The organism is Sphingobium sp. R-21 (genome assembly GCF_049913335.1).
In the GTDB taxonomy this organism is placed as follows: domain Bacteria; phylum Pseudomonadota; class Alphaproteobacteria; order Sphingomonadales; family Sphingomonadaceae; genus Sphingobium.
Genome location: NZ_CP184374.1, coordinates 1,909,233 through 1,933,685, shown reverse-complemented (window position 1 = coordinate 1,933,685; position 24,453 = coordinate 1,909,233). Strand labels below are relative to the sequence as shown.

The window sequence follows — 24,453 nt, the reverse complement described above, 5'->3', positions numbered from 1 at the left end:
GCTTCGAGCCATGATGGGTCTCGTCATTGTGCCAGGCGACGCCGCCGAGCGCGTGCTCGCCGCACAATTGCGCTCGGCCGATGATGTTGCGCTTCTCCGGCAGGCAATGAACGTCTTTGGCCTGCTGTTCCTCTGGCAGGTTTTCGGCCATCATGGATCCGTACGGGGGTTGATGCTGTGGAGCGCCGCCTTGCTGTTCTCCATGGTCATCGGCGCCTTTTTGCGGCGCAGACGGAATGGCGCGGCCGCAAGCGTTGCCGATCTCCGGCTCCATGGCTTTACCGGGCTGCTTCATGGCCTCATCTGGGCGACCTGCATGATGACGCTTTCCTCGGGGCACGGTGCTTCCCTGCTGGTGGCGCACTGGACGCTGATCAGCTGCATCATGGTTTGTGGCGCGATCAGCTATGCGGCTACTCCGCTGGCGGCGACAGGCTTCCTGCTGCCCTGCATCGTCGGCCTCTGTTTTCTCTTCGATGCGCGGGATCAGACGCCGCTGCTTGCCCTTGCCACCAGCTACGCCCTGTCGCTTCTGGTCGGCTGCTTTCTTTATGCGCGGACTTTCGCCCGGCAGCATAGCGCCAGCGTGCAGTTGGAGGAAAAGAGCGAGGTCGTCAGCCTGCTGCTGCGCGAATATGAGCATGGCGCGTCCGATTGGCTGTGGCAGACCGATCCGGCGCGGCGGTTGAGCGACGTATCGCCGCGCCTCGCCGAAATGCTGGGCCGTACCCCGGCCGAGGTGGAAGGGTTGTTGCTGGTGCAATTGCTGGCAGGCAGTGCGTGGGAGAGCGGCCTGTTCCCCACCGAGCTGCATGCGCTGGCGGGCCATCTGATGCAGCGGGAAAGCTTCAGCAATATCGTGCTGCCGGTTGAGCAGGATGGCGCGGTGCGATGGTGGGAACTGTCCGCCTCCCCACGTTATGACGAGGGCGGTGCCTTTCTCGGTTTTCGCGGTGTCGGCTCCGACATTACCGAGCAGCGGGAATCGGCGGATCGGATCGCGCAGCTCGCCAGGTTCGATCCCCTGACTGGCTTGCCGAACCGGACTCATCTGCGCGACGTGCTCGATCAAAGCATGAGCGGCGCGGCATCACGGGGGCCGGTGCGTGCTGGCTGCTGCGCTTTCCTGATGATTGACCTCGATCGGTTCAAGGCGGTGAACGACACCTTGGGTCACCAGATCGGCGACCAGCTGCTGACCCAGGTCGCGCGCCGGTTGCGATATATTTGTTCCGGCGCGGAATTTTGCGGGCGGATCGGCGGCGATGAATTTGCCGTGGTCATCACGCAATTGGGAGACAATCAGGACGTCGAAAAGCTGGCTGCCAGGATCATCAATGGCCTTTCCGCCCCCTATCAGGTCGACGAACATACGCTTTACGTGGGCGCGTCTGTCGGATCGGCGGTGTCGCCGCAGGACGGTCATGAATCAGAAGCGCTGATCCGGAGCGCGGACCTTGCCCTTTATCGGGCGAAAGGCGACGGGGGCGGCGTGCATTGCCCCTATGAACCGCAATTGCATGCCCAGGCGGAGGAGCGGCGCCAATTGGAACTGGCGCTGCGGGATGCGCTGGAAAAGAATCAACTGCATGTGCTGTTCCAGCCGGTGGTGGAAGCGCGGCAGGGGAGTGTCGTCGGGTTCGAGGCGCTGGTGCGCTGGACCCACCCGGACATGGGACCGATCTCACCGGCAAAGTTCATTCCGGTCGCGGAAGAGGCGCGGCTGATCGGACCGATCGGCGAATGGGTGCTGCGGACCGCATGCAAGGAAGCGGCATGCTGGCCTGAGGACATACGGATCGCGGTCAATGTCTCGGCCCAGCAGCTTACCCATCCCAGCTTTGTCGGCGCCGTGGTGTCGGCGCTTGCCCAAAGCGGCCTGGAGGCGCGGCGGCTGGAGCTGGAAGTGACTGAAAGCGTGTTCGTCAACGCTGATACCGGGGCGCTCAAGATCCTGGACCAATTGCGAGGGTTGGGCGTCCAACTGTCGCTCGACGATTTCGGCACAGGCTATTCCTCGCTCGGCTATCTCAGCCGAACGCGGTTCGATACGATCAAGATCGATCGCAGCTTCGTGGTGGGCGCATCGAACAACAAGGCCGAGAGTCTCGCGATCATGCGCGCGGTGGTCACGCTGGCCGAAAGCCTGGACATGGCGACCACCGCGGAGGGTGTCGAAACCGAGGCCGAACTGGCGATGGTCCGCGGTTTGGGTTGCCACAAGATTCAGGGCTTCTATTTCGGGCGGCCCATGCCGGCGGCCGAAGCGGCGGCGCTCTTTCCGGCACGTCAGGCACGGGCCAGCGCCTAGAGCGATTTTCGAGCGATCGGAACCGATTGCTGGTTAAAAGCGCGGAAAACAAGCGAACCTGCTCTCAACCTCCTAACGTTTCTGAACCTGCCGCTCGATCATCGTCCAAAGTCCCGCAAAGGCCTGAGCGGGCGGGGACGAACTCGCAAAAGCGCCAAGCGGCTTGCGACGAACAGCCATTTGCTCAACCGCGCTGGCCATGGGAATGGCCGGCCAGCCGGGTTGCGATTCCAGCGCAGCGCGGTGCAGCGCGCGGCGGCGATCGACCATGGAATAGACCGGCATGATCGGCGGGTGGCTGCCGCCGCGCTGCACCAGATAGCGGGCGACTTCTCCCATGGCCCGCTGGGCCAGGGGAGAGGGGATGACGGGAATCACGATCATGTCGGCCGCCCGCAACACCTGCTCGCTGGTTTCGGTCAGGCCGGGCGGACAATCCAGGATGATGCGGTCATAATCCTTGCCCAGGCTCTCGATCAGCTTGGCGAGGCGTTTCTTCTTGTCCATCTCCCGGAACAGATGGTCGAGGCTGCGCAGCGAGGTGTCCGCGGCGATCAGGTCCAGGCCCGGCACGGTGGACCGCTGGATCAGCTTGCGAACCTCCACATCCTTGCTGAAGATCGCGTGCGCGGCATCGCGGCTTTCGCTGTCGGTGGAGATCAGCCAGCTTGACGCGGCTTGCGGATCGAGATCCCAGAGCAGCGTTCGCCGCTTCGAGATGCTGGCCGACGCCCAGGCGAGGTTGATCGCGAAGGTGGTTTTCCCAACTCCGCCCTTCAGGCTGTAAACGGCGATGGTCGCCACTTGCGGTTCCTTTGCCATGTGCGGAGGCTATCTTGCTGCACCGCCAAAGCAAGGGCTGAATCACGGCAATGTTACGGCGTCGTGACAGGGTAGGTCATGTCCGACGACATCGGGGTGACAGCATGAAAAATCCCGCCGCGCGGCAAAGGTACGGCGGGATAAGATGGTTCGTTGCGAAGGATCAGGCAGCCGCCCGGCGTTCCTTCAGCTCCTCGTTCAGCATTTCCGCGAGCAGGAATGCGAGTTCCAGGCTCTGCGCGGCATTGAGGCGCGGGTCGCAATGGGTGTGATAGCGGTCGGCCAGCCCCTCGTCCGTGATGGCGATAGCGCCGCCGGTGCATTCGGTCACATTCTGTCCGGTCATTTCGGCATGGATGCCGCCGCCGAAGCTGCCCTCCGCCCTGTGAACGGCAAAGAAACCGCGCACCTCCGCCAAAATGCGGTCGAACGGCCGCGTCTTGTACCCGTTGGCTGCCTTGATGACATTGCCGTGCATCGGATCGCAGGACCAGACCACCGGATGACCTTCGCGAAGGACAGCGCGGACCAGTTTGGGCAGGCCGGCTTCGATCTTGTCATGACCATAGCGGGTGATGAGCGTGATGCGACCGGCTTCCCGGCTCGGGTTCAGCACGTCCAGCAGGCGGATCAGCGCATCCGGCTCCAGGCTGGGGCCGCATTTCATGCCGATCGGATTGCCTATGCCGCGCAGATATTCGACATGCGCCGATCCTTCGAATCGGGTGCGATCGCCGATCCACAGCATATGGGCGGAGGTGTCGTACCAGTCGCCGGTCAGTGAATCCTGCCGGGTCAGTGCCTGCTCATAGGGCAGCAGCAGCGCCTCGTGGCTGGTATAGAAGCTGGTTCCGCCAAGCTGGGGCACGGTGTCGGGCGACAGGCCGCAGGCGCGCATGAAATCGAGCGCCTGGCCGATCTGGTCGGCCATCGCCTCGAATTTCGCGGCCCAGGGGCTGCGACCCATGAAATCCAGCATCCAGCCATGGACCCGGTCCAAGCTGGCATAGCCGCCGGTCGAAAAGGCGCGCAGCAGGTTTAGCGTCGCCGCAGACTGGTTGTAGGCGCGGATCATGCGCCCTGCGTCGGGTTCGCGCGCCTCCGCCGTGAAGGCGATGTCGTTCACATTGTCGCCGCGATAGCTGGGCAGTTCCACGCCGCCGATCGTCTCCGTATCGGAGGAACGCGGCTTGGCGAACTGGCCCGCCATGCGGCCGACCTTCACGATCGGCAGCTTGGACGCGAAGGTCAGCACCACGGCCATTTGCAGCAGCACGCGGAAGGTGTCGCGGATATTGTTCGGGTGGAACTCCGCGAAGCTCTCCGCACAGTCGCCGCCCTGCAGCAGGAACGCCTCGCCTGCGGTCACCTTGGCAAGTTCGGCCTTCAGGCTGCGCGCTTCGCCGGCAAAGACGAGCGGGGGAAACTGGCTGAGCTGCGCCTCCACGGCGCCAAGCGCCTGGGCATCACGATAGACGGGCATCTGAATGCCCTTTTGGCTGCGCCAGCTTTCCGGCGTCCACTTCGCCGCCACGTCGAGTCTCCCAAAGATCGTAAAATAGGGGCCGCACCTACGCGCAACCAGTGGCCAACGCAAGTTTATAGCAGTTGTGGGCCGGGGGGCGTCATTTCTGGCAAGGATAATGTTCGTTGAGCGCCACGCTGACAAGGACGGAGGCGGGCGCCTGGCGTTGGTCGGGGTAGCGGGCGAGATAGGCCAGGACGATACGCTTCACTTCCTGTGCATCCATTTGGGCTGGCCAGCAATTGGGCTGAGCCCGGCCGATGAACACGTCTTTCTTGATGCCGTCCACCGCACCGACAATATAGGCGGTGCAGGCGAGCGCATATTCCGGCGCCTTGTTGCGGCATTTGGCGAGCAGGGTCGTGCCCGTCTCGAACATATAGCTTTGCGCCGGGGCAACGGGGGGCATTGTCGCCATGGCGCCAATCCCCATGAACGCTGCGGTTGCGGCTTTTAGCATGGGCGGAATATGCCCGCTTGCCTGACATAAGTACAAACGGGCGGGCTGATCCGCGGCACGCTCTGCCTCAGTGGTTGGAACCTTAAGCCGCCTCGAGTGTCAGGCGCCAGTCCCAGCGCAGCGGATCGCCGTCCATGACCTCCACCCCCCGCTCTATCAGGGCGTCGCGTATCCCGTCCGACAACGCGAACTCCTTTTCGGCGCGAGCCTGCTGGCGGCGATCCAGTTCGGCCTCGATCTCTTCGGGCATGATCGCCGCATCCCGGGGCCGGATCCGCAGGTCGGCGCGCCCGATGGTCAGCAGGTTGAGGCCCAGCGCCTGATCGAAAGCCGCGATAAGGCAGAGCTTTTCGTCCACCGGCACCTTCTTCATGGCGATGGTTTCCTCCAGCAGCGGCAGTGCGCGGGGCGTCATCAGGTCATCGCTGATCGCCGCGTCGAACTGTTCGAGCAAAGGCGCGAGCCTGGGATGCAGATTGGCGCGCAGCCAGTCGAGCCGCAGCGACTGCCATGTCACGCCCTCGGCCCGCGCCTTCAGATTTTCCACGCCCATGACAAGGCGTTTCAGGCGGGTGAGCGCGGCGCCGACATTGTCCGCGCTGAATTCCAGTTCGCTGCGATAATGCGCGCCCAGGCAAAGAAGGCGATAGGCGAGCGGATGGACGCCCGCGTCGATCAGCGAGAAGAGGGTGGTGAAGCCGCCCTTCGACTTGCTCATCTTTCCCTGTCGATCCACCAGGAAATTGTTGTGCATCCACCATTTCGCACCGGTGAAGCCTGCGGTCGCCGCGTCCGCTTCGCCGCAGCAGCTGCGGAATGCCTGGTTCTGCGCGATTTCATTGGGATGATGGATTTCGCGATGGTCGATACCGCCGGTGTGGATATCGAACGGATGGCCAAGCCGGGCTTCGCTCATGACCGAACATTCCAGGTGCCAGCCCGGCGCGCCCCTGCCCCAGGGTGAATCCCATTCCATCTGGCGCTGCTCGTCGGGTGGCGACTTGCGCCAGATGGCAAAGTCGCTGGGGTTGCGCTTTCCTGCGACCGGATCGATCCGGGCATGCGCCGCGTCGTCCCGGCCCCCGGCCAGCGCGCCATAATCGGGCACGGTGCTGATGTCGAAATAGAGGCCCGTTTCCAGTTCGTAGCAATGGGCCGGGGCGATCTTCTCCGCAAAGGCTATCATCTGCGGGACATAGTCGGTGGCGACCGTCCATTCGCTGGGAGGGATGATGTTGAGATCGGCGATGTTCTGCTTGAACGCCTGGGTATAATGGGCCGCTATGTCCCAGATGCTCTTGGCCTGGGCACGGGCCGCGGCCTCCATCTTGTCGTCGCCGGCATCCGCATCCGACGTCAGATGGCCGACATCGGTGATGTTGATGACATGGGTGACGGTGAGCCCCTTCCACTGCAGCGTGCGGCGCAGCGTGTCGGTGAAGATATAGGCGCGCAGGTTGCCGAGATGGGCATAGTTATAGACCGTCGGGCCGCAGCTGTAGACGCGGGCGTGGTTCGGCTCGATCGGGGCGAAGGGTTCCACGCTGCGCGTCAGGCTGTTGAACAGGCGCAGGGACGCGTCGGCATGCTGCTGGGCGGGGGTGAACTGGTCGCTCATGCGCGCAGCCATGCGGCGATCGGGCCAAGGCGTCAACTGGCCTTGGCATTTGTAATAAATTGTTGCTGGCAGAGCCTCCCTCCGCGCCATCCCTTGCATTGGCGCGTTTGCCCACCGATATTGCTGATGCGGGCCGGGCCCCTCTGGTGGTTGGATGATGTGACATCCAACCGCGATGTCGGACCGCATCGAGTGTGCTCGGTGCAGGTTCGTGTGCGTTTGCCCCCCTCTGACGTTGCACGAAGACCGCGCCGGGCCACTCGATCCGTCAAGACTGGTTTTTTGGATGGAGTGATAACGCCGTGAACAATCGCGTTCCTATGCCGGGCTATGGTGCGAGCCAGACGGCGCAGACCGATGCCGGGCTGCGCGCGCACATGCTGGGCGTTTTCCGCAACATGGGCCTAGGCCTGGTCATCACCGGGCTGGTCGCCGCTTTCATCGGCAATACGCCGGCGCTGGCCGCCGCGATCTTCGGCACGCCGCTCAAATGGGTGGCGATCTTCGCGCCGCTGGCCTTCGTGTTCTTCTTCAGTTTCCGCATCGAAAAGATGACGACCACAGGCGCGCGCATGGCCTTCTACGCCTTTTCGGCGGTGATGGGCGTGTCGCTCGCCAGCATCTTCCTGGTCTTTACCGGCGGATCGATCGCGCAGGCCTTCTTCTCCGCCGCGGTGATGTTCCTGGCGATGGCGCTGTGGGGCTATACCACTGGGCGCGACCTGTCCAAATTCGGATCGTTCCTGATCATGGGCCTGATCGGCATATTGGTCGCGAGCCTGATCAACATATTCATCGGCTCCTCGGCCATGGCGATGGTGATCTCGATCATCGGCGTGGTGGTTTTCACGGGTCTGACCGCCTGGGACGTTCAGCGCATCAAGTCGGAATATTTCTATTACGCTGGCCATGAAGTGGCGCAGAAGATGCAGGTGATGGGTGCGTTGTCGCTCTACCTGAACTTCGTCAACCTGTTCCAGATGCTGCTCAGCCTGACCGGCGAGCGGGAGTAACAGCCAATGCGGGACCAGGCCGCTGTGTCGGCCATGCTCTGCCCGGTCTGTCATGTGGGGCTCTCCATGACGGACCGGCAGGGGGTGGAGATCGATTATTGCCCTCAATGTCGCGGCGTCTGGCTGGACCGGGGTGAACTGGACAAGATCATCGAGCGTTCGTCAGGCGGCATCCCGGCTCCGCCGGCAAGCTACCGCCCGGACCGGGGCCGCCAGGACGATGGCCGATATTATCAGAAAAAGCGGAAGAAGAGCTTTCTGGAAGAGCTTTTCGACTGACAGAAGCGGCCCTGGTTGCGGACCGTTTTTTTTGGGGCTGCGCCATAGGTGCTTTCATGGAATGCCGCTAAGAGGTCGGATACGGTCCCATCACGACGGATCGCCTTGTTCGAGTGAGTTGCATGCCGCGTATTGACGAAAAGGAATTTCAGCAGGTTACGCCAGTCATATTGGCCGGTGGATCAGGGACGCGGCTTTGGCCGCTTTCGCGCAAATCCTATCCCAAGCAGTTCGTGCCTTTGCTGGGCGAGGAGACGTTGTTCCGCTCTGTCGTGCGGCGACTTTCGGGGGAAGGGAAGGGTTTCTCCTTTGGCCGCCCCGTCGTTCTGACCAACGCGGCCTTCCGCTTCATCGTTGCGGAGCAACTGGCGCAGGAGGGCGCCGATCCGCGGGCCATCATGATCGAGCCTTCGGTGCGCAACACGGCGCCCGCCATATTGGCGGCCGCGCTGCACCTGATGGCGGGCGATCCGGAGGCGGTGATGCTGGTCGCACCCTCCGACCATGTGGTACCCGACGCAGAGGCCTTCCGCGCGGCGGTGAGTCAGGGGCTGGCGGCGGCGCGTGCCGGTGATCTGGTGACTTTCGGCATTCAGCCGACGCGGCCGGAAACGGGCTATGGCTATCTGCAGGTTGTCGCCCGGCCGGATGGATCGGGTGAACCGATCAAGTTGGCGCGCTTTGTCGAAAAGCCGGACGCGCTGCGGGCGGCCGAGATGTTGGCGAGCGGCGATCATCTCTGGAATGCGGGGATTTTCCTGTTCGCGGCGAAGGATCTGATCGCCGCCTTCGAGGTGCATGCGCCTGACGTGCTGGCTGCGGTGCGGCCGGCGGTCGAGGCCGCGGAGGGCGATCTGGGCTTCCTGCGGCTGGCGGCGGAGGCGTGGGACGGCGCGCCGGATATTTCCATCGACTATGCCATCATGGAACGGGCCGACAATCTGTCGGTCGTGCCCTATGGATCGGCATGGTCGGACCTGGGTGGCTGGGACGCGGTGTGGAGCCATGCCGGCCCGGATGCGGTCGGCGTGACGCTAAGCGGCGGCGCGACGGCTATTGATTGCAGCGATACGCTGTTGCGGTCGGACAGCGAGGGCATGGAACTGGTCGGCATCGGGCTCAGCAACATCATTGCGGTGGCGATGAACGACGCGGTGCTGATCGCGGACAAGGCGCGCGCGCAGGATGTGAAGCTGGCCGTCGAGGCGCTGAAGCAAAAGGGCGCAGCGCAGGCAGAGCGCTTTCCCAAGGATCACCGGCCCTGGGGCTGGGTGGAAGGTCTGCTGGCCGGCGATCGTTTCCAGGTGAAGCGGATCGTGGTGCAGCCAGGGCAGTCGTTGAGCCTGCAGAGCCATTTCCATCGGTCGGAACATTGGATCGTCGTCGAAGGAACCGCCAAGGTCACGGTGGACGACGACGTGACGCTGCTGACGGAAAACCAGTCGCTTTATGTCCCTTCGGGCGCGAGGCATCGAGTGGAGAATCCGGGCAAGATACCCGTGGTCTTCATCGAGGTGCAGACCGGCACCTATTTCGGGGAGGATGACATCGTGCGGTACGAGGATCGATACGCGCGAAAGTGAAGTTCACCCGTCATCCCGGCTTGCGCTGGGACGACGGGTCGGGAAAGGGACTTCGGAGTATTTTTCAAGTTGACCGTTTACGGCCAACGGCTCGGGAAATGCGGCATCAAAAGACTGGAGCGTTTCCTCTCACAGGGAAGCTTTAATGCGCTGCGCCCCAGCTTGGGCCATGGCCGATTTCCACCCCCAGCGGCACGCTGAGCTTCACGATTGGTTCGGCAGCAGTCTCCATCACGCGCCGGATAATGGCGCTCGCCTGCTCCACGTCGCTTTCGGGCAGTTCGAAGACCAGTTCGTCGTGAACCTGCAGCAGCATCTTGACTTGGTGCAGCCCTTGGGCCGCGAGCGCCGGTCCCATGCGGGCCATGGCGCGCTTGATGATGTCGGCGCTGGTGCCCTGGATAGGCGCATTGATCGCGGCGCGTTCGGCGCCCTGGCGCTCGTGCTGGATGGATGCCTTGATGCGGGGGAACCATGTCTTCCGGCCGAACAGCGTCTCCGTATAGCCTTTGGAGCGCGCCTTTTCGATCGTGTCGGTGATGTAGAGGCTGATGCCGGGGAAGCGTTCATAATAGCGGCTGATCATGTCCTGCGCCTCGTCGGCGCTGATCTCCAGCCGTCCGGCGAGGCCCCAGCGGCTGATGCCGTACAGGATCGCGAAGTTGATGGTCTTGGCCCGGCCGCGCGTGTCGCGATTGACCTCTCCGAAGAGTTGCTGCGCGGTGGCGGCATGGATGTCCTCGCCGTTCGCGAACGCCTCCTTCAGCGCGGGCACGTCCGCCATATGGGCCGCAAGACGCAGCTCGATCTGGCTGTAGTCGGCCGCCAGAATGACATTGCCCGGCTCTGCGACGAAGGCGTGGCGGATTTGCCGGCCGACTTCGGTGCGGATCGGGATGTTCTGGAGATTGGGGTCGGTCGATGACAGGCGGCCGGTCTGCGCGCCGGACAGGCTGTAACTGGTGTGGACGCGGCTGGTGTCCTTGTTGATCTGCGCCTGGAGCGCGTCGGTATAGGTGGACTTGAGCTTGGAAAGCTGCCGCCAGTCGAGGATCCTGCCCGCTATTTCCGCGCCCTGGGCCTTGAGCTGCTCCAATATGGTGACGTCAGTCGAATAGGCGCCGGACTTGCCCTTCTTCCCGCCCTTGTAGCCCATCTTGTCGAACAGGATCGCGCCCAGTTGCTGGGTCGATCCGATGGCGAAGGGCTGGCCCGCGAGGCCATGGATCTCGCCTTCCAGCTTTGCGATCTCGGCGGTGAATTCCGTTGAGAGACGGGAAAGGGCCTCGCGGTCGACCTTGATCCCTTCATGCTCCATCTTCGCGATCACCGCGACGAGCGGGCGGTCCACCAGTTCGTAGACGCGACTGGCGCCTTCGTTCGCGACGCGGCTCTTGAACAGCCTCCACAGGCGAAGCGTGACGTCGGCATCCTCCGCCGCATATTCAGTCGCCTTGTCGAGCGGGACTTCGGCGAAGCTGATCTGGCTCTTGCCGGTGCCGCAGACGTCCTTGAAGCTGATGCATGTGTGCCCCAGGTGAACCTTCGCCGCCTCGTCCATGCCGTGGCCTGCCAGGCTCTGCCCCGCATCGAGGTCGAAGCTCATGACGATGGTGTCGTCATAGGGGGCGATCTCTATCCCGTGGCGGCGCAGGACGGTGATGTCATATTTGAGGTTCTGGCCGATCTTGAGGACGCTGTCGTCCTCCAGCAGCGGTTTCAATCTGGCGAGGACGAGATCCCTGGGAAGCTGTTCGGGCTTCTCCGCGAACATGTCCTTGCCGCCATGGCCGACCGGAATGTAGCAGGCGGCGTTGGGACCGACGGCGAGGCTGACGCCCACCAGCGCGCAGGACACGCAGTCGAGCATGTCCGTCTCCGTATCGACGGCGACCAGCCCCTCGGCCCGGGCGGCGGCGATCCAGCGGTCGAGCGCGTCTTCCGTCACCACCGTTTCATAGAGGCTGCGGTCGATGGGCGGTTCTTCCTCCAGCACCGGGGCGGAGGGGGTGGCGTGTTCGGTGACGGCGGCGGCTGCGGTCGCGACCGCCACGGCCGCGGCGGGGGCGCCGGCGCGGGCGAGCAGCGATTTGAAGCCATGATGTTCGAGGAAGGCCTGCAGCGGTTCGAGCGGAATGCCCTTGAGCGTCAGGTCGTCGAGCGGTTCGGGCAGGTCCATGGCATCATGCAGCGCCACCAGCCTGCGCGACAGGCGGGCCATGTCCGCATGTTCGATCAGGTTTTCCTGCATCTTCGACTTCTTCATGCCCGGCGCGGCTTCCAGCGCGGCTTCCAGGTCGCCATATTCGGTGATCAGCTTGGCAGCGGTCTTGGGGCCGATGCCCGGAATGCCGGGAACATTGTCGACGCTGTCGCCCATCAGGGCGAGGACGTCGCCCAGCTGATCGGGCCGGACGCCGAATTTCGTCATCACATATTCCGCCCCGCGCCGCTCGTTCTTCATCGTGTCGTACATGTCGACGCCGGGTTGGATGAGCTGCATCAGATCCTTGTCGGAGCTGACGATCGTGACGTGCCAGCCTGCCGCGACGGCGGCCTTCGTGTAGCTGGCGATGATGTCGTCGGCCTCGAAGCCGGCTTCCTCTATGCAGGGCAGGGAGAAGGCGCGGGTGGCGTCGCGGATCATCGGGAACTGGGGGACCAGATCCTCCGGCGCCGGGGGACGGTTCGCCTTGTAGGCGTCATACATGTCGTTGCGGAAGGTGTGGCTGCCCTTGTCCAGCACCACGGCAAGATGGGTCGGCCCTTCGGCCTTGCCCAGTTCATCGGCCAGTTTCCAGAGCATGGTGGTGTAGCCATAGACCGCGCCGACGGGCTGGCCATGCTTGTTGGTAAGGGGCGGAAGCTGGTGATAGGCGCGGAAGATATAGCCGCTGCCGTCGACCAGATAGAGATGATTCTGAGGCATGGGGGAGGGGATAGCGGGTTATGCGGGGGGCCTCCAGTGGCGTTGTTGGTTGTTGGCGGTGCGGCCGTCCCCCTCATGCCCGGCGAGCGGGCGTCCGGTTTGTTGATCCAAAGGAAATTGGATGCCGGCCGAAGCGGGCAGGCCGGCGGAGAGGGCGGATTTACGTCATTTTTTGCCGAAGTTCACACCATATGCGCGCGCATGCCCGCGCGCGCGTGGGCGGCAGGCCATGATTTTTCACGATGTTTCAAAGAGCGGGCGGGATAGGCCCGCCCGCCTGCTGTAGGACAGCCAAAAGCGGCCCTTGTTGGAGAAATAGGACGTTTTTCGGCCGCTCTGTAGCTTTCCGGTCACGCCATGGGGCGAGGTCGAACTATCTGCTACCAGCTGAGTGGCAGGCTATCGACGGTGATGTTGACGCCCGTCGTGATCTTCGGCCGTGCTTCGGGGTCAAGGCCGAAGTCAGGGATGCGTTTCAGCCATTCCTGCAGCATGACCTTGATTTCCGCGCGGGCCAGCATGGAGCCGGGGCAGACATGCGGCCCCGCGCCGAAGGTCGCCTTGGTGGGTGATTTCCGCGCGAAGTCCACCGTAAGAGGGTCGGCGTAAATGGTCGTGTCGACCGCGCCGGTGGGGGTGGACAGCATCACCATGTCCCCCGCCCGCATCGCCACGCCGTGGAAATCCATGTCCCTGGCGGCCGACCGGGCCGGGTTGGTGAGCGAGAAGCGGCGCAGGAATTCCTCGATCGCGTTCGGCAGGAGATTCTCATCGGCCAGAAGCGCATGGCGATGTTCCGGCCGCTGGGCGAGGAACCACATGATCTGGCTCATCATCGTCGCCACCGTGTCCAATCCGCCGATCAGCAGGAGCAGGCAGACGCCGACGGCATCCTCGATCCTGATCAGGTCGCCTTCGACCTGCGCCGTCGCGATGTGGCTGATCAGGTCGCTGCCCGGCGCGGCGCGGCGTTCGGCGACACGCTGGCCGATATATTGCGCCAGTTCCGCCATGGCCGCGCCCTTGTCGGCGCTGGCCTGCACCTGCTTGGCGGCGAGCGGCAGGAGGCGCAGCCTGTCCTCCTCCGGCAGGCCGAGCATCCGCATGAAGATGCGGATGGGCAGATGCTGGGCAAATTCCGTCACGAATTCGCAGCGGCCCCTGGGTGCTATCTCATCGATCAGTTCGATCGCCAGCGACCGGGCGTCCTTTTCCAGGTCCTTCACGCGGACAGCGGTGAAGGCCGAGGCGAACAGCTTGCGATAGACCTGCTGGCGCGGCGGATCTTCCTCGATCGGGATCAGCCGGGGACGCAGGCCCATATTGGCCTGAAAGCGCGAATCTACCGAGACGCCGTTGCGCGAGGTGAAGCGTTCCGGATCGGCAAAGGCTTCCATGATGTGGTCGCGGCGCTTCAGCACCCAATGGCCGCCATTATAGGGGGACCAGAATATATCCGGTATGGCCGCATCGTTGAGCCGGCTGAATGCCGTCTGATAATCTTCATCGGCCAGGATCGGGTGGTAGGCGTCGAAATCCGCCACCAGTTCCGCTGGCACATGAGGCGGAATGTCACTGACCTGTGCAGGCTGCGTTGCCATGGGTGTCTCCATCATTTGGACGAAGAGCTAGAAAGGCGGCGCAGGATCGTAAATCCGGCGCATCGTCAAATCACATGGCCGATGCGACGCGCCGCGCGGGATGGCGGCTGCGTCGCAAGGGACAGGCTGTCAGCGGCCCACGCGGTCGAGCAGGGCGGTGAGATCGTCGGGGGCGGAATAGAAGGGCGAATGATCGGTGTCGAGGGATGCGGTCGCGCAGGGCTGCGCCGTCACCATCGCGCGTTGCAGTCCGGGCAGGACCGATTCATCCCGTTCGCAATGAATATAGGTACGCGGCACCGTGCCGTAGCGTGCCGCCGTCAGATGGATGGGCGCGTCGCGCATGGAGGTGGGTTCGGGCGTCAGGCGCGCGAATGCCGCCGCCGCCTGGGCTTCGGACGTCATGCCGTAGAAGGCGCGCAAGGCCGTATCCTGGTCATGCCAGAGGCTGGTGCGGCCGTCCTGCGCCATGCTGATGGAGCCCGCGACATGGGGCGTGCGCGCTTCCGTGCTGTTGTCGAAGATCTCCGCCATGCTTTGCCCCGGCAGGGCCATCACCGCCGCCAGGTAAACGATGTGGGAAACCGCGTCGGGCGCCAGTTCTGCCGCCCGGCTGACGACGATGCCGCCCCGGCTGTGGCCGACGAGGATGGCCGGTTCGTCCGCGGCCCGGGCCATGCCCGCCACGAACATCGCCCATTCCTCGAGCGTGGCGACGTGGCCCGATGGCGCGTCGGCGCCCATGCCCGGTAGGTCGGGCGCGCGAACATCATGTCCGAGCGCTTGCAGCCGTGGCGCGATCTCTTCCCAGCACCAGCCGCCATGCCAGGCGCCATGGATCAATATGTAGCGCGCCATTCTGCCATCCTCCGATTGCCTGACCAGTGCCCGGCACCAATCGTCCGGAAATCGGCGCAGGTTCTTGTTGTCGCACCATTTCGGAAGGGGCCGGTTCCGACCCTTTCCGAACGATGCTTCCAATAGAGGCGACAGGTCGCAGCCCGCAATGTCCAGCGGCGGTCATCGCATATGTGGACAGGAGCGGCGTCCTGGAGCGATTTCCAAGCGATCGGAACCGATCGCTGATCAAGAAATCGCGAAAAACAAGGAATCCAGAGCGGCGATCTGATTCAATCAGATCGAACCCGCTCTAGAGAATCTCATGGACCCGTTCGGGAGGGCGGGCGATGACGACGCCCTTGTCCGTGATGACGATGGCGCGCTCGATCAGGATCGGGTGCGCGGCCATCGCGTCCAGCACGGCCTTGTCGTCCTGCACATCAAGGCCGATTTCCTTGACGACGCCTTCGCCCTTGCGGACCGCTTCGGAAGGGCGGACGCCCGCCCTTTTCAGCACGGTCTCGATTTCGACGCGGCTGGGCGGGGTCTTGAGATATTCGACGACCTCCACATCGACGTCCGGCGCCTCCTCCAGGATCGCGAGCGCCGCCCGCGACTTGGAGCAGCGCGGATTGTGCCAGATGGTCGCCCTCATGCCGCCATGGCCTTCACTGCGCCTCGTCCCTTGCCAGCCATTCTTCCAGCCACTTGATGGTATAGTCGCCGTTGAGGAAATCGGGATCGGTCAGCAGCTTCTGGTGGAGCGGGATCGTGGTCTTCATCCCCTCGATCACATATTCCTCCAGCGCGCGCTTCAGCCGCATGATGCAGCCCTCGCGGGTGCGGCCATAGACGATCAGCTTGCCGATCATGCTGTCATAATAAGGCGGCACCCTGTAGCCCTGATAGAGGCCGCTATCGACGCGGACGTGCATGCCGCCGGGAACATGATAGCTGGTGACGGTGCCCGGAGAGGGGGCGAATGTCCTGGGATCCTCCGCATTGATGCGGCATTCGATGGCATGGCCGGTAAAGACCAGATCCTTCTGCTCGACCGAGAGCGGCTTGCCCTCCGCCACGCGGATCTGTTCGCGCACCAGGTCGACGCCGGTGATCATCTCCGTCACCGGATGCTCCACCTGAAGGCGGGTGTTCATCTCGATGAAGTAGAATTCGCCGTCTTCCCAGAGGAACTCGATCGTGCCGGCGCCGCGATAGGCCATGTCGGCCATCGCCTTGCGCACGACTTCGCCCATGCGGTTGCGCTCGGCGGCGGAAAGGACGGGGGAGGGCGCCTCCTCCAGCACCTTCTGGTGGCGGCGCTGGAGCGAGCAGTCGCGCTCGCCCAGATGGATGGCGTTGCCGTTGCCGTCGCCGAACACCTGGAATTCGATATGCCGGGGATTGCCCAGATATTTTTCCATATAGACGGTGTCGTCGCCGAAGGCGGCCTTCGCCTCGCTGCCTGCCTGCTTCATCAGCGTTTCGAGCTGGTCTTCGGAGGGCACGACCTTCATGCCGCGCCCGCCGCCGCCCGATGCCGCCTTGATGAGGACGGGGTAGCCGATCTTCGCGGCCACCTCCTTTGCTTCCTCGACGCTGGTGATCGCGCCGTCGGAACCGGGGACCAGCGGCAGGCCGAGCGCGCCGGCGGTGCGCTTTGCCTCCACCTTGTCGCCCATGATGCGGATATGTTCCGGCTTCGGCCCGACAAAGGCGATGTTATGCGCCTCCACGATCTCCGCGAACTGGGCGTTTTCCGACAGGAAGCCGTAGCCCGGATGGATCGCGTCCGCGCCGGAAATCTCGGCGGCGGAGATGATCGCGGCGACGTTGAGATAGCTGTCCTTCGCGGCCGGCGGGCCGATGCAGATCGCCTCGTCGGCAAGGCGCACATGCATGGCGTCGGCGTCGGCGGTCGAATGGACGGCCACCGTCTTGATGCCCATTTCATGGCAGGCGCGGTGGATGCGGAGCGCGATTTCGCCCCGGTTCGCGATCAGCAGCTTTTCAATGGCCATGTGTGAAGCGGCCCTTATTCGATGACGATCAGCGGCTGGTCATATTCGACCGGCTGGCCATTATCGACCAGGACGGCCTTGACCGTGCCCGCCTGGGGGGCGGTGATAGCGTTCATGACCTTCATGGCCTCGACGATCAGCACGGTGTCGCCTGCCTTCACGGTGGAACCGACGGCCGCATAGGGCGTGGCGCCCGGTTCGGCGGCGAGATAGGCGGTGCCGACGATGGGCGAGCGGATGGCGTTGGTCGCGGCCGGCGCCTCCGCCGGAGCGGCAGCAACGGCAGGCGCGGCGACCGGAGCGGCCGCGACCGGAGCCGGGGCGGCGATATAGGCGGGTGCGGCGTTGCCGCCTGCCTTGCGCGCGACGCGGATCTTCCGGTCGCCGTCTTCCACCTCGATTTCCGTCAGGTTGGTGTCATCGAGCAGCGCAGCGAGATCGCGCACCAGTTGAACGTCCACCTGCATTGCGCCCTTTTCAGCCTTGTCGTTCATTTTCATTCCCTGGACGGTGAATTTCGTGTTCCGATGCCCGCGCCTATGCGCATTTGCGCCGGAGCGCAACTTATGTGCGTCGAGTTACAGTTCGAGCGCCGCCTCCAGCGCCAGCATGTAGGACAGGGCGCCAAAGCCCGCGATGGTGCCCTTCGCCGCCATGCCGATATAGCTTTTATGGCGGAATTCCTCGCGCCGGTGCGGGTTGGACAGATGTACCTCGATCACCGGGACGGTGATGGCCTTGATCGCGTCGTGCAGCGCGACGGAGCTGTGGGTAAGGCCGGCGGCGTTGAGGATGACGGCGTGCGCGCCCTCCGCATGGGCCTCCTGCAACCAGTCGATGAGATGGCCTTCATGGTTGGACTGGCGGAAATCGATCTCCACATGGGCGCGGTTGGCGGCGTCCTCCATTCGCTCGGCAATGTCGTCCAGCGTGTCATAGCCGTAGATTTCCGGCTCCCGCGTGCCGAGCATGTTGATGTTGGGACCGTTCAGGACATAGATTTTGCGCGTTTCGGTCATGACGGTCCCCTTGAGGTTGCGGGTGGGGCGTTGACGCCCCTATATGCGCGCTGATCTTTAGCCCTTCGTGTCGCGCCAAGTCGAGACACCTTGTTTGACAGGACCGGATAGTGAGCGTCGACGGAACCATCTCCATCCATATCAATGGCGAGCATCGCCGCATCCGCGCGGGCATGACGCTGGCGGAACTGGCGAGCGAACTGGGTTTCGTGCCGGAAAAGGTGGCGGTGGAACGCAATCTGGAGGTGGTGCCGCGATCGACCCTGGCGCAGGTGTGCGTCGAGGATGGCGACGAGCTGGAGATCGTGCATTTTGTGGGCGGCGGCGATGTGTCGCCGGTGGATGAGGATAGCTGGACCGTGGCGGGCCGGACCTTCCGATCGCGCCTGATCGTCGGCACAGGCAAGTACAAGGATTTCGAGCAGAATGCGGCGGCGGTCGCGGCTTCGGGGGCGGAGATCGTCACCGTGGCGGTGCGGCGCGTCAATGTGTCGGACCCCAAGGCGCCGATGCTGACCGACTTTATCGATCCCCGGAAGATCACCTACCTGCCCAATACGGCGGGCTGCTACACGGGCGAGGAGGCGATCCGGACCTTGCGCCTGGCGCGAGAGGCGGGCGGATGGGATCTGGTGAAGCTGGAAGTGCTGGGCGAGGCGCGGACGCTCTATCCCGACATGGTGGAAACGCTGCGGGCGACGGAGATATTGGCCAGGGAAGGCTTCAAACCGATGGTCTATTGCGTCGATGATCCGATTGCGGCGAAGCGGCTGGAGGATGCAGGCGCGGTGGCGATCATGCCGCTGGGCGCGCCGATCGGGTCGGGCCTGGGCATCCAGAATCGGGTGACCATCCGGTTGATCGTGGAGGGAACCAGGTTGCCGGTGCTGGTCGACGCGGGCGTGGGTACCGCGTCCGAAGCTGCGCAGGCGATGGAACTGGGCTGTACCGGCGTGCTGATGAACACCGCGATTGCCGAGGCGAAGGATCCGGTGCTGATGGCGGCGGCGATGAAGGCGGGGGTCGAGGCGGGCCGCATGGCCTATCGCGCCGGCCGCATGGGCAAGCGCATGTATGCCGATCCGTCGAGCCCGCTGGCGGGGCTGATCTGATTTTCTGAAGTCCGAACTGGGCTCCTGCCTGTGCAGGAGCACGGCCGCATGTTTTCGCGATCGCAGCAAATTGACCCATTGCCGGGTTGCTTCTATCTCCTTGGGCGGATTCCCGGACAGGAGGACTGGCGATGGTGAACAAGCTTTACCCCGATGCTGCGCGCGCGTTGGAGGGGCTTCTCTTTGACGGGATGCATTTGTGCGCGGGCGGATTTGGGCTGTGCGGGATACCGGAACGGCTGATCGACGCGATCCGCGACAGCGGGGTCAAGGACCTGACGATTGCCTCGAACAATGCGGGGATTGACGGGGAGGGTCTGGGCAAGCTGCTGCGCACGCGGCAGGTGAAGAAGATGATCTCCAGCTATGTGGGGGAGAACAAGGAGTTCGAGCGGCAATATCTGGCCGGCGAGCTGGAGGTGGAATTCTGTCCGCAGGGGACGCTGGCGGAACGGTGCCGGGCGGGCGGCGCGGGCATTCCGGGCTTCTATACCAAGACCGGCGTCGGCACGGCGGTGGCCGAGGGCAAGGAGGTCAAGGTCTTCGACGGGCAGGATTATATCCTGGAGCGCGGGATTTTTGCCGATGTGGCGATCATCAAGGGCTGGAAGGCCGACGAGAGCGGCAACCTCATCTTCCGCAAGACGGCGCGCAACTTCAACCAGCCCATGGCGACGGCGGCGAAGATCTGCGTTGCCGAAGTGGAGGAGGTGGTGCCCACCGGCGCGCTTGATCCGGATGCGATCCATCTGCCCGGCATTTACGTCAAGCGCATGATCGTGGGCGCGCCCTATGACAAGAAGATCGAATTCCGCACCGTCCGCCAGAGGGAGGCCGTCTGATGCCCTGGAGCAGAGATGAAATGGCCGCGCGCGCGGCGCAGGAACTGCGCGACGGTTTCTACGTGAACCTGGGGATCGGCATACCGACGCTGGTGGCCAATCATATCCCCGCCGGCGTGGAAGTGACGCTGCAGTCGGAGAACGGCATGCTGGGCATCGGCCCCTTTCCCTATGAGGGGGAGGAGGATGCCGACCTTATCAATGCGGGCAAGCAGACGATCAGCGAATTGCCGCAGAGCTGCTATTTCTCCAGCGCGGACAGCTTCGCGATGATCCGGGGCGGGCATATCGACCTCACCGTTCTGGGCGCGATGGAGGTTGCGGAAAATGGCGACATCGCCAACTGGATGATCCCCGGCAAGATGATCAAGGGCATGGGCGGCGCGATGGACCTGGTCGCGGGCGTCAAGAAGATCATCGTCGTCATGGAACACACGTCCAAGGACGGCAGCCCCAAGTTCATCCCGGCCTGCACCCTGCCGCTGACCGGCAGGAATGTGGTCGACATGATCGTCACCGACCTCTGCGTCTTCCAGCGGCCCGACCATGACAGCCCCTTCCGCCTCGTCCAGCTCGCTCCAGGCGTGACAGAAGACGACGTCGCCGAAAGGACAAGCGCGCATTATCTGGCTTAGGGCTTCGATCGGATTCATTCGCATCGAAGCCCTAAGCTTTTTTGTTTACCGCGATTCCCCGATCGGCGATCCAGTCGGATCAGTTGGAAATCGCTCTGAGGAAGCACGATGAGCCTCGACGGCACTTATGACGAGGGCAATGTCTTTGCCCTGATCCTGGCGGGGAAGATCCCTTCGATCAGGCTTTACGAGGATGAGCACAGCTATGCCTTCCTCGACATCCAACCGCAGTCCAAGGGGCATAGCCTGGTCATTTCCAAATGGTCGAAGGCGCGGAACATATTGGAAGCCGAGGATGAGGCGCTGGCGCAGGTGATTGCGACGGTGAAGAAGGTCGCCAACGCCACCCGCAAGGCGCTGGATCCCGACGGCATCCATGTCGCGCAGTTCAACGGCGCGCCCGCCGGGCAGACCGTGTTCCACCTGCATTTCCATATCGTGCCGCGCTGGGAAGGGCAGCAGCGCGGCTTCGTCGCCCATGCGCAGGGCGATTTTGCCGATCCGGTGGAACTGCAGAAGCTGGCCGAAGAGATACGCGCCCAGTTCTGATGCGCCAAATGCTCGTGAAAGCGCGCTGACATGGCGCTCAGGCCGTTCAAGGTTCCGGGCTGGCGCGGATCGCGGCATGGCGGGCGTCGACATGGCGGGATTATCTCGACATCGTCACCGGCATGCGGGACGAAATGACGCTTCGCGCTTCCGCTTGACGTCCTTGTCCCGGGCCATCACAGAAGCTGTTGTATGGATTGCGTTTTCGAGTGGCTGAAGCGTCGCTCCATTCGCGCTAATATAGTCGTGACGGGGGACGGCTTTTCAACGTGAACGCGACACCATTTCTGCGCTCTCCCCCCTTTCCGGGCGTCGCGCCCGCGAGTGCGGCGATAAGCCGCGTGCGCCGGGATGGGGAAGGCGTCGTCGCCGTCCCTGACGCGCTGCTTGATGCCGTTGCGGAGGCGCGGGTCGGCGGCACCTTCTGGGGGTACAGGCCCGACGGTATCAGGCTGGTCGCACGGGCCGGCGTGGCTGTCCCGCAGGCCCTGATGGACGGACTGGCGCGGCGGGAGATCGGGATAGTGGGGAAATCGGGGGGCGGCCCCGATCCCGGCCACGCCCTGCCGGAACCCACCGACCTTTGGACCCTGGTCGCGGGCGCGCGCTCTGTCCATGCCGCGGCGGACGACGAACTGGCGATCATCGCCGGACTGCTGCATGTGCCGGTCTTCGGCGCGGACGGCGCGGCCATCGAGCCGGCGACCCTGCGCGACAGCGCGCGCGCGGCGATCGCGGCGGCGACCTATCACGACTGTTTCAGCGGGGAAGATGTCGACGCCGCGCAGGCGGTCGCGCAACTGGCCGACTGGCGACGTCATCTGGACGGCAATCACGGCATTGCGGCGGCAAGCGGCATGGCGCTCTGGAAGCGGGAGGCGATCCGGCGGTTCCTGTGGGACGGTGTGGGGTCACCGCCCTTCCTGCCTGCGCGCAAGGGTTTGCGGCGGGCCGCCAGGCGGGACGGCGTGCTGGCGGTCTGGCCGTCGCGCGTGACGCCGGACATGCTGGAGGAAGCGCGCCGGCAGGGCGTGGCCATCGCCCGGGTGGAGGATGGCTTCCTGCGGTCGAAGGGGCTCGGCGCGGCGCTGCATCCGCCCGGATCGGTGGTGATCGACCGGACAGGCATCTATTATGATGCGCGTTCGGCCAGCGATATGGAAAGGCTGTTGTCGACCACGGTCTTCACGCCCGCGCTGGAACGGCGGGCGGCACGGCTTCTGACGATGATCCAGGCGTCGGGCGTCACGAAATATGGCGCGGGCGGGGGGCAGATGATCGATCTGCCTCACGGTCGCCGCACGGTGCTGGCGGTCGGGCAGGTCGAGGATGATCTGTCGGTCGAATATGGCGGCGCGGGGGTGACGGGCAATCTCGACCTGTTGGAGCGGGTGCGGGCGGCCGAGCCAGATGCCTATATCGTCTATCGCCCGCATCCCGACGTGCAGGCGGGCCTGCGCAAGGGGCATCTGAGCGATGCGGCGGTGCTGGGGCACGCCGATGCCATCGATACCGGGTCGCCGCTGATGGAGCTGGTGCAGACGGTGGACGAGGTCCATGTCCTCTCCTCCCTCACCGGGTTCGAGGCGCTGATGCGCGGCCGGCCGGTGACGGTCCACGGCATGCCCTTCTATGCCGGCTGGGGGCTGACGCGTGATCTGGCGGTGCCCAATGAACGCCGCGGGCGTCGGCTCACGCTCCATCAGCTCGTGGCGGGAGCCTTGATTCTCTACCCACGCTATCTGGACCCGGTCACGCGTTTGCCATGCGGACCTGAAATCATGGTCGAGCGCTTGGCAAGCGGGGCGCCGTCCCCGACGTCATGGTTGATCCGGTTGCGTACTTTGCAGGGGAAGTTGCAGAGATTCATGACTTTGTCCGCGGATTATTTCCATCGTTGATGGCCGGCGCAGGACCTTGCTCTTCCTCCGTCGCCTTTCCCGTCAAAGGGCGATGATCTGATCGGCCAGCCGGTCGACTTCGTAGCGGTCGTGGCTGACATAGAGCATCGGCATGGCGAGATCGCGCTTCATCCGTTCGATCACGGTCAGGATTTCCTCGCGCCGTCCCGGATCGAGCGAGGAGAGTGGCTCATCCAGCAGCAGGAACCGGGGTCCGGACAACAGCGCCCGCCCGATCGCCACGCGCTGCGCCTCCCCGCCCGAGAGGGTCGCCGGCCAGCGGTCGAGCAGATGGCCGATGCCCAGAAAGTCCAGGACCGCGTCGAACGATAGCGGCGCGTCGCCATGGCGGCCGTAGAGCAGATTGGCGCGCACGCGCATATGCGGGAACAGGCGTCCGTCCTGGAAGACATAGCCGGCACGCCGCCGGGCAACGGGAATGTCGATGCCCGCGCTGCTGTCGAACAGCGTCTCGCCGTCCACCGCGATCCGGCCGTTATCGGGAGTCAGGATGCCCGCGACCATGTTGAGGATGCTGGTCTTGCCCGCGCCGGAGGGGCCGAAAAGGGCGACAAGGCCTGCGCCGGCCTGTGCCCGCAGGTGGATGAGACGGTCGCCGATGCGATGGTCGATGGCAATTTCAAAGGACATGGTTGGTCCGTCCGCCGCTCGCCCGACGCGCCAATGCCTCCGATGTCACGAGCGCGCCGAGTGACAGCAGGATCGAAATGACGGCAAGCCGGGTCACCGCCGCTTCCGCGCCCGGCAACTGCAAGGCGGAATAGATGGCGATGGGCAGGGTGCGGGTTTCGCCCGGAACGTCGGAAACGAAGGTGATGGTGGCGCCGAATTCCCCGATGGAGCGGGCGAAGCCGAGCACCAGTCCCGCCACTATGCCGGGTAGCGACAGCGGCAGCGAAATGGTGAGGAACACGCGCCGCCGGCCCGCGCCCAGCGTCTGCGCTGCCTGTTCCAGCCGCCGGTCTATGCCCTCGATCGACAGCCGCATCGCGCGCACCATCAGCGGCATCGCCATGATCGCGGACGCAAGCGCCGCGCCGGTCCAGCGGAACATGAAGCTGAGGCCGAACGCCTGTTCGAACAGCCTGCCCAAAGGACCGTTCGCGCCGAAGAGGACGAGCAGCAGCCATCCGGTGACGACCGGCGGCACGACCAGCGGCAGATGGACGAGCGCGTCGACGAGCAGCTTGCCGGGAAAGCGCCAACGGGCAAGCAGCCAGGCGAAGGCGAAGGCGACCGGCAGCATCAGCCCGACGGCCACCAGGCTGACCCGGAGCGAGAGCGTAACGATGCCCCATTCTTCGGGAGAGAGGATCATGCCGCTCTCTTTCGGGCAGGATAGGGGAAAACACCAGCCCCCATCATCAACCCC

Annotated in this window: 22 protein-coding genes; 9 read left to right on the top strand and 13 right to left on the bottom strand. The window is 64.2% G+C overall.

Going from position 1 to position 24,453, the window contains the following annotated elements; translation table 11 throughout:
- Positions 1-10 precede the first annotated feature (10 nt).
- Positions 11-2,311, top strand: coding sequence for a putative bifunctional diguanylate cyclase/phosphodiesterase (locus ACN9MX_RS09245; RefSeq protein WP_363832074.1), 2,301 nt, complete (start codon positions 11-13; stop codon positions 2,309-2,311).
- A 72-nt stretch (positions 2,312-2,383) separates the two neighbouring features.
- Here the strand turns inward: ACN9MX_RS09245 and ACN9MX_RS09240 are convergent, their stop codons facing one another.
- The 4 genes from ACN9MX_RS09240 to cysS all read right to left on the bottom strand — a co-directional run bounded on the left by ACN9MX_RS09240 (position 2,384) and on the right by cysS (position 6,736).
- On the bottom strand, positions 2,384-3,133 hold the full coding sequence (locus ACN9MX_RS09240; protein WP_426386735.1) for a ParA family protein: 750 nt from the start codon (positions 3,131-3,133) through the stop codon (positions 2,384-2,386).
- A gap of 163 nt (positions 3,134-3,296) precedes the next feature.
- The gene (locus ACN9MX_RS09235; RefSeq protein WP_363832080.1) at positions 3,297-4,667 is read right to left on the bottom strand and encodes a class II 3-deoxy-7-phosphoheptulonate synthase; all 1,371 of its coding nucleotides are present in this window, start codon (positions 4,665-4,667) and stop codon (positions 3,297-3,299) included.
- 91 nt (positions 4,668-4,758) lie between these two features.
- Positions 4,759-5,076: a Rap1a/Tai family immunity protein gene (locus ACN9MX_RS09230; protein WP_363738024.1), complete on the bottom strand. Its 318-nt coding sequence runs from the start codon at positions 5,074-5,076 to the stop codon at positions 4,759-4,761.
- 124 nt (positions 5,077-5,200) lie between these two features.
- Positions 5,201-6,736 carry a cysteine--tRNA ligase gene (gene cysS, locus ACN9MX_RS09225; RefSeq protein WP_426386734.1) on the bottom strand — a complete coding sequence of 512 codons (1,536 nt, stop codon included), beginning with the start codon at positions 6,734-6,736 and terminating at the stop codon, positions 5,201-5,203.
- Between the two features lie 320 nt (positions 6,737-7,056).
- Here cysS and ACN9MX_RS09220 point away from each other — a divergent pair, with 320 nt between their 5' ends.
- From ACN9MX_RS09220 to ACN9MX_RS09210, 3 genes are all read left to right on the top strand, one after another.
- Positions 7,057-7,749, top strand: coding sequence for a Bax inhibitor-1/YccA family protein (locus ACN9MX_RS09220; RefSeq protein ID WP_133653331.1), 693 nt, complete (start codon positions 7,057-7,059; stop codon positions 7,747-7,749).
- A 6-nt stretch (positions 7,750-7,755) separates the two neighbouring features.
- Positions 7,756-8,028, top strand: coding sequence for a zf-TFIIB domain-containing protein (locus tag ACN9MX_RS09215; protein ID WP_363738028.1), 273 nt, complete (start codon positions 7,756-7,758; stop codon positions 8,026-8,028).
- Between the two features lie 122 nt (positions 8,029-8,150).
- Positions 8,151-9,611 carry a mannose-1-phosphate guanylyltransferase/mannose-6-phosphate isomerase gene (locus tag ACN9MX_RS09210; RefSeq protein ID WP_426386733.1) on the top strand — a complete coding sequence of 487 codons (1,461 nt, stop codon included), beginning with the start codon at positions 8,151-8,153 and terminating at the stop codon, positions 9,609-9,611.
- Positions 9,612-9,753: 142 nt separating this feature from the next.
- On the opposite strand, the gene polA is transcribed toward ACN9MX_RS09210, so the two are convergent.
- The 7 genes from polA to aroQ form a co-directional block, all read right to left on the bottom strand.
- On the bottom strand, positions 9,754-12,540 hold the full coding sequence (polA, locus tag ACN9MX_RS09205) for a DNA polymerase I (RefSeq protein WP_426386732.1): 2,787 nt from the start codon (positions 12,538-12,540) through the stop codon (positions 9,754-9,756).
- Between the two features lie 380 nt (positions 12,541-12,920).
- Positions 12,921-14,141 (bottom strand): cytochrome P450, encoded by a 1,221-nt coding sequence (locus ACN9MX_RS09200; RefSeq protein WP_166666371.1) that lies wholly within the window; start codon positions 14,139-14,141, stop codon positions 12,921-12,923.
- 129 nt (positions 14,142-14,270) lie between these two features.
- Positions 14,271-14,999 carry an alpha/beta fold hydrolase gene (locus ACN9MX_RS09195; protein ID WP_363738034.1) on the bottom strand — a complete coding sequence of 243 codons (729 nt, stop codon included), beginning with the start codon at positions 14,997-14,999 and terminating at the stop codon, positions 14,271-14,273.
- A gap of 292 nt (positions 15,000-15,291) precedes the next feature.
- Positions 15,292-15,636: an arsenate reductase (glutaredoxin) gene (gene arsC / locus ACN9MX_RS09190; RefSeq protein WP_426386731.1), complete on the bottom strand. Its 345-nt coding sequence runs from the start codon at positions 15,634-15,636 to the stop codon at positions 15,292-15,294.
- Positions 15,637-15,649: 13 nt separating this feature from the next.
- Positions 15,650-17,002, bottom strand: coding sequence for an acetyl-CoA carboxylase biotin carboxylase subunit (gene accC / locus ACN9MX_RS09185; protein WP_133653305.1), 1,353 nt, complete (start codon positions 17,000-17,002; stop codon positions 15,650-15,652).
- A gap of 14 nt (positions 17,003-17,016) precedes the next feature.
- Positions 17,017-17,496 (bottom strand): acetyl-CoA carboxylase biotin carboxyl carrier protein, encoded by a 480-nt coding sequence (gene accB / locus ACN9MX_RS09180; RefSeq protein ID WP_426386730.1) that lies wholly within the window; start codon positions 17,494-17,496, stop codon positions 17,017-17,019.
- A gap of 84 nt (positions 17,497-17,580) precedes the next feature.
- On the bottom strand, positions 17,581-18,021 hold the full coding sequence (aroQ, locus tag ACN9MX_RS09175; RefSeq protein WP_133653307.1) for a type II 3-dehydroquinate dehydratase: 441 nt from the start codon (positions 18,019-18,021) through the stop codon (positions 17,581-17,583).
- Between the two features lie 110 nt (positions 18,022-18,131).
- Between aroQ and thiS the strand changes: the two genes are divergently transcribed.
- The 5 genes from thiS (at position 18,132) to ACN9MX_RS09150 (ending at position 23,060) form a co-directional block, all read left to right on the top strand.
- Positions 18,132-19,133: a sulfur carrier protein ThiS gene (gene thiS, locus ACN9MX_RS09170; RefSeq protein WP_363738041.1), complete on the top strand. Its 1,002-nt coding sequence runs from the start codon at positions 18,132-18,134 to the stop codon at positions 19,131-19,133.
- Positions 19,134-19,264: 131 nt separating this feature from the next.
- On the top strand, positions 19,265-19,975 hold the full coding sequence (locus tag ACN9MX_RS09165; protein ID WP_363738043.1) for a CoA transferase subunit A: 711 nt from the start codon (positions 19,265-19,267) through the stop codon (positions 19,973-19,975).
- A complete protein-coding gene (locus ACN9MX_RS09160; protein ID WP_363738045.1) occupies positions 19,975-20,610 on the top strand; it encodes a CoA transferase subunit B in 636 nt (211 codons plus the stop codon). The genes ACN9MX_RS09165 and ACN9MX_RS09160 overlap by 1 nt, the downstream gene beginning before the upstream one ends.
- Positions 20,611-20,718: 108 nt before the next feature.
- Positions 20,719-21,159 (top strand): HIT family protein, encoded by a 441-nt coding sequence (locus ACN9MX_RS09155; protein ID WP_363753342.1) that lies wholly within the window; start codon positions 20,719-20,721, stop codon positions 21,157-21,159.
- A 269-nt stretch (positions 21,160-21,428) separates the two neighbouring features.
- Positions 21,429-23,060 carry a beta-3-deoxy-D-manno-oct-2-ulosonic acid transferase gene (locus ACN9MX_RS09150; RefSeq protein WP_426386728.1) on the top strand — a complete coding sequence of 544 codons (1,632 nt, stop codon included), beginning with the start codon at positions 21,429-21,431 and terminating at the stop codon, positions 23,058-23,060.
- Positions 23,061-23,102: 42 nt separating this feature from the next.
- Here ACN9MX_RS09150 and ACN9MX_RS09145 read toward each other — a convergent pair whose 3' ends face one another.
- Together ACN9MX_RS09145 and modB are read right to left on the bottom strand one after the other, a co-directional pair.
- The gene (locus ACN9MX_RS09145) at positions 23,103-23,711 is read right to left on the bottom strand and encodes an ATP-binding cassette domain-containing protein (RefSeq protein ID WP_133653949.1); all 609 of its coding nucleotides are present in this window, start codon (positions 23,709-23,711) and stop codon (positions 23,103-23,105) included.
- Entirely contained in the window at positions 23,701-24,399 is a 699-nt protein-coding gene (gene modB / locus ACN9MX_RS09140) for a molybdate ABC transporter permease subunit (protein WP_363738053.1), read from the bottom strand. The genes ACN9MX_RS09145 and modB overlap by 11 nt, the downstream gene beginning before the upstream one ends.
- Positions 24,400-24,453 lie beyond the last annotated feature (54 nt).

Bases quoted from the DNA above. Each gene is read 5' to 3' on its own strand.
- ACN9MX_RS09245 (WP_363832074.1), top strand. From the start codon at position 11: ATGATGGGTCTCGTCATTGTGCCAGGCGACGCCGCCGAGCGCGTGCTC.
- ACN9MX_RS09240 (WP_426386735.1), bottom strand. From the start codon at position 3,133: ATGGCAAAGGAACCGCAAGTGGCGACCATCGCCGTTTACAGCCTGAAG.
- ACN9MX_RS09230 (WP_363738024.1), bottom strand. From the start codon at position 5,076: ATGGCGACAATGCCCCCCGTTGCCCCGGCGCAAAGCTATATGTTCGAG.
- cysS (WP_426386734.1), bottom strand. From the start codon at position 6,736: ATGAGCGACCAGTTCACCCCCGCCCAGCAGCATGCCGACGCGTCCCTG.
- ACN9MX_RS09220 (WP_133653331.1), top strand. From the start codon at position 7,057: ATGCCGGGCTATGGTGCGAGCCAGACGGCGCAGACCGATGCCGGGCTG.
- ACN9MX_RS09215 (WP_363738028.1), top strand. From the start codon at position 7,756: ATGCGGGACCAGGCCGCTGTGTCGGCCATGCTCTGCCCGGTCTGTCAT.
- ACN9MX_RS09210 (WP_426386733.1), top strand. From the start codon at position 8,151: ATGCCGCGTATTGACGAAAAGGAATTTCAGCAGGTTACGCCAGTCATA.
- polA (WP_426386732.1), bottom strand. From the start codon at position 12,540: ATGCCTCAGAATCATCTCTATCTGGTCGACGGCAGCGGCTATATCTTC.
- ACN9MX_RS09200 (WP_166666371.1), bottom strand. From the start codon at position 14,141: ATGGCAACGCAGCCTGCACAGGTCAGTGACATTCCGCCTCATGTGCCA.
- ACN9MX_RS09195 (WP_363738034.1), bottom strand. From the start codon at position 14,999: ATGGCGCGCTACATATTGATCCATGGCGCCTGGCATGGCGGCTGGTGC.
- arsC (WP_426386731.1), bottom strand. From the start codon at position 15,636: ATGAGGGCGACCATCTGGCACAATCCGCGCTGCTCCAAGTCGCGGGCG.
- accC (WP_133653305.1), bottom strand. From the start codon at position 17,002: ATGGCCATTGAAAAGCTGCTGATCGCGAACCGGGGCGAAATCGCGCTC.
- accB (WP_426386730.1), bottom strand. From the start codon at position 17,496: ATGAACGACAAGGCTGAAAAGGGCGCAATGCAGGTGGACGTTCAACTG.
- aroQ (WP_133653307.1), bottom strand. From the start codon at position 18,021: ATGACCGAAACGCGCAAAATCTATGTCCTGAACGGTCCCAACATCAAC.
- ACN9MX_RS09165 (WP_363738043.1), top strand. From the start codon at position 19,265: ATGGTGAACAAGCTTTACCCCGATGCTGCGCGCGCGTTGGAGGGGCTT.
- ACN9MX_RS09160 (WP_363738045.1), top strand. From the start codon at position 19,975: ATGCCCTGGAGCAGAGATGAAATGGCCGCGCGCGCGGCGCAGGAACTG.
- ACN9MX_RS09155 (WP_363753342.1), top strand. From the start codon at position 20,719: ATGAGCCTCGACGGCACTTATGACGAGGGCAATGTCTTTGCCCTGATC.
- ACN9MX_RS09145 (WP_133653949.1), bottom strand. From the start codon at position 23,711: ATGTCCTTTGAAATTGCCATCGACCATCGCATCGGCGACCGTCTCATC.
- modB (WP_363738053.1), bottom strand. From the start codon at position 24,399: ATGATCCTCTCTCCCGAAGAATGGGGCATCGTTACGCTCTCGCTCCGG.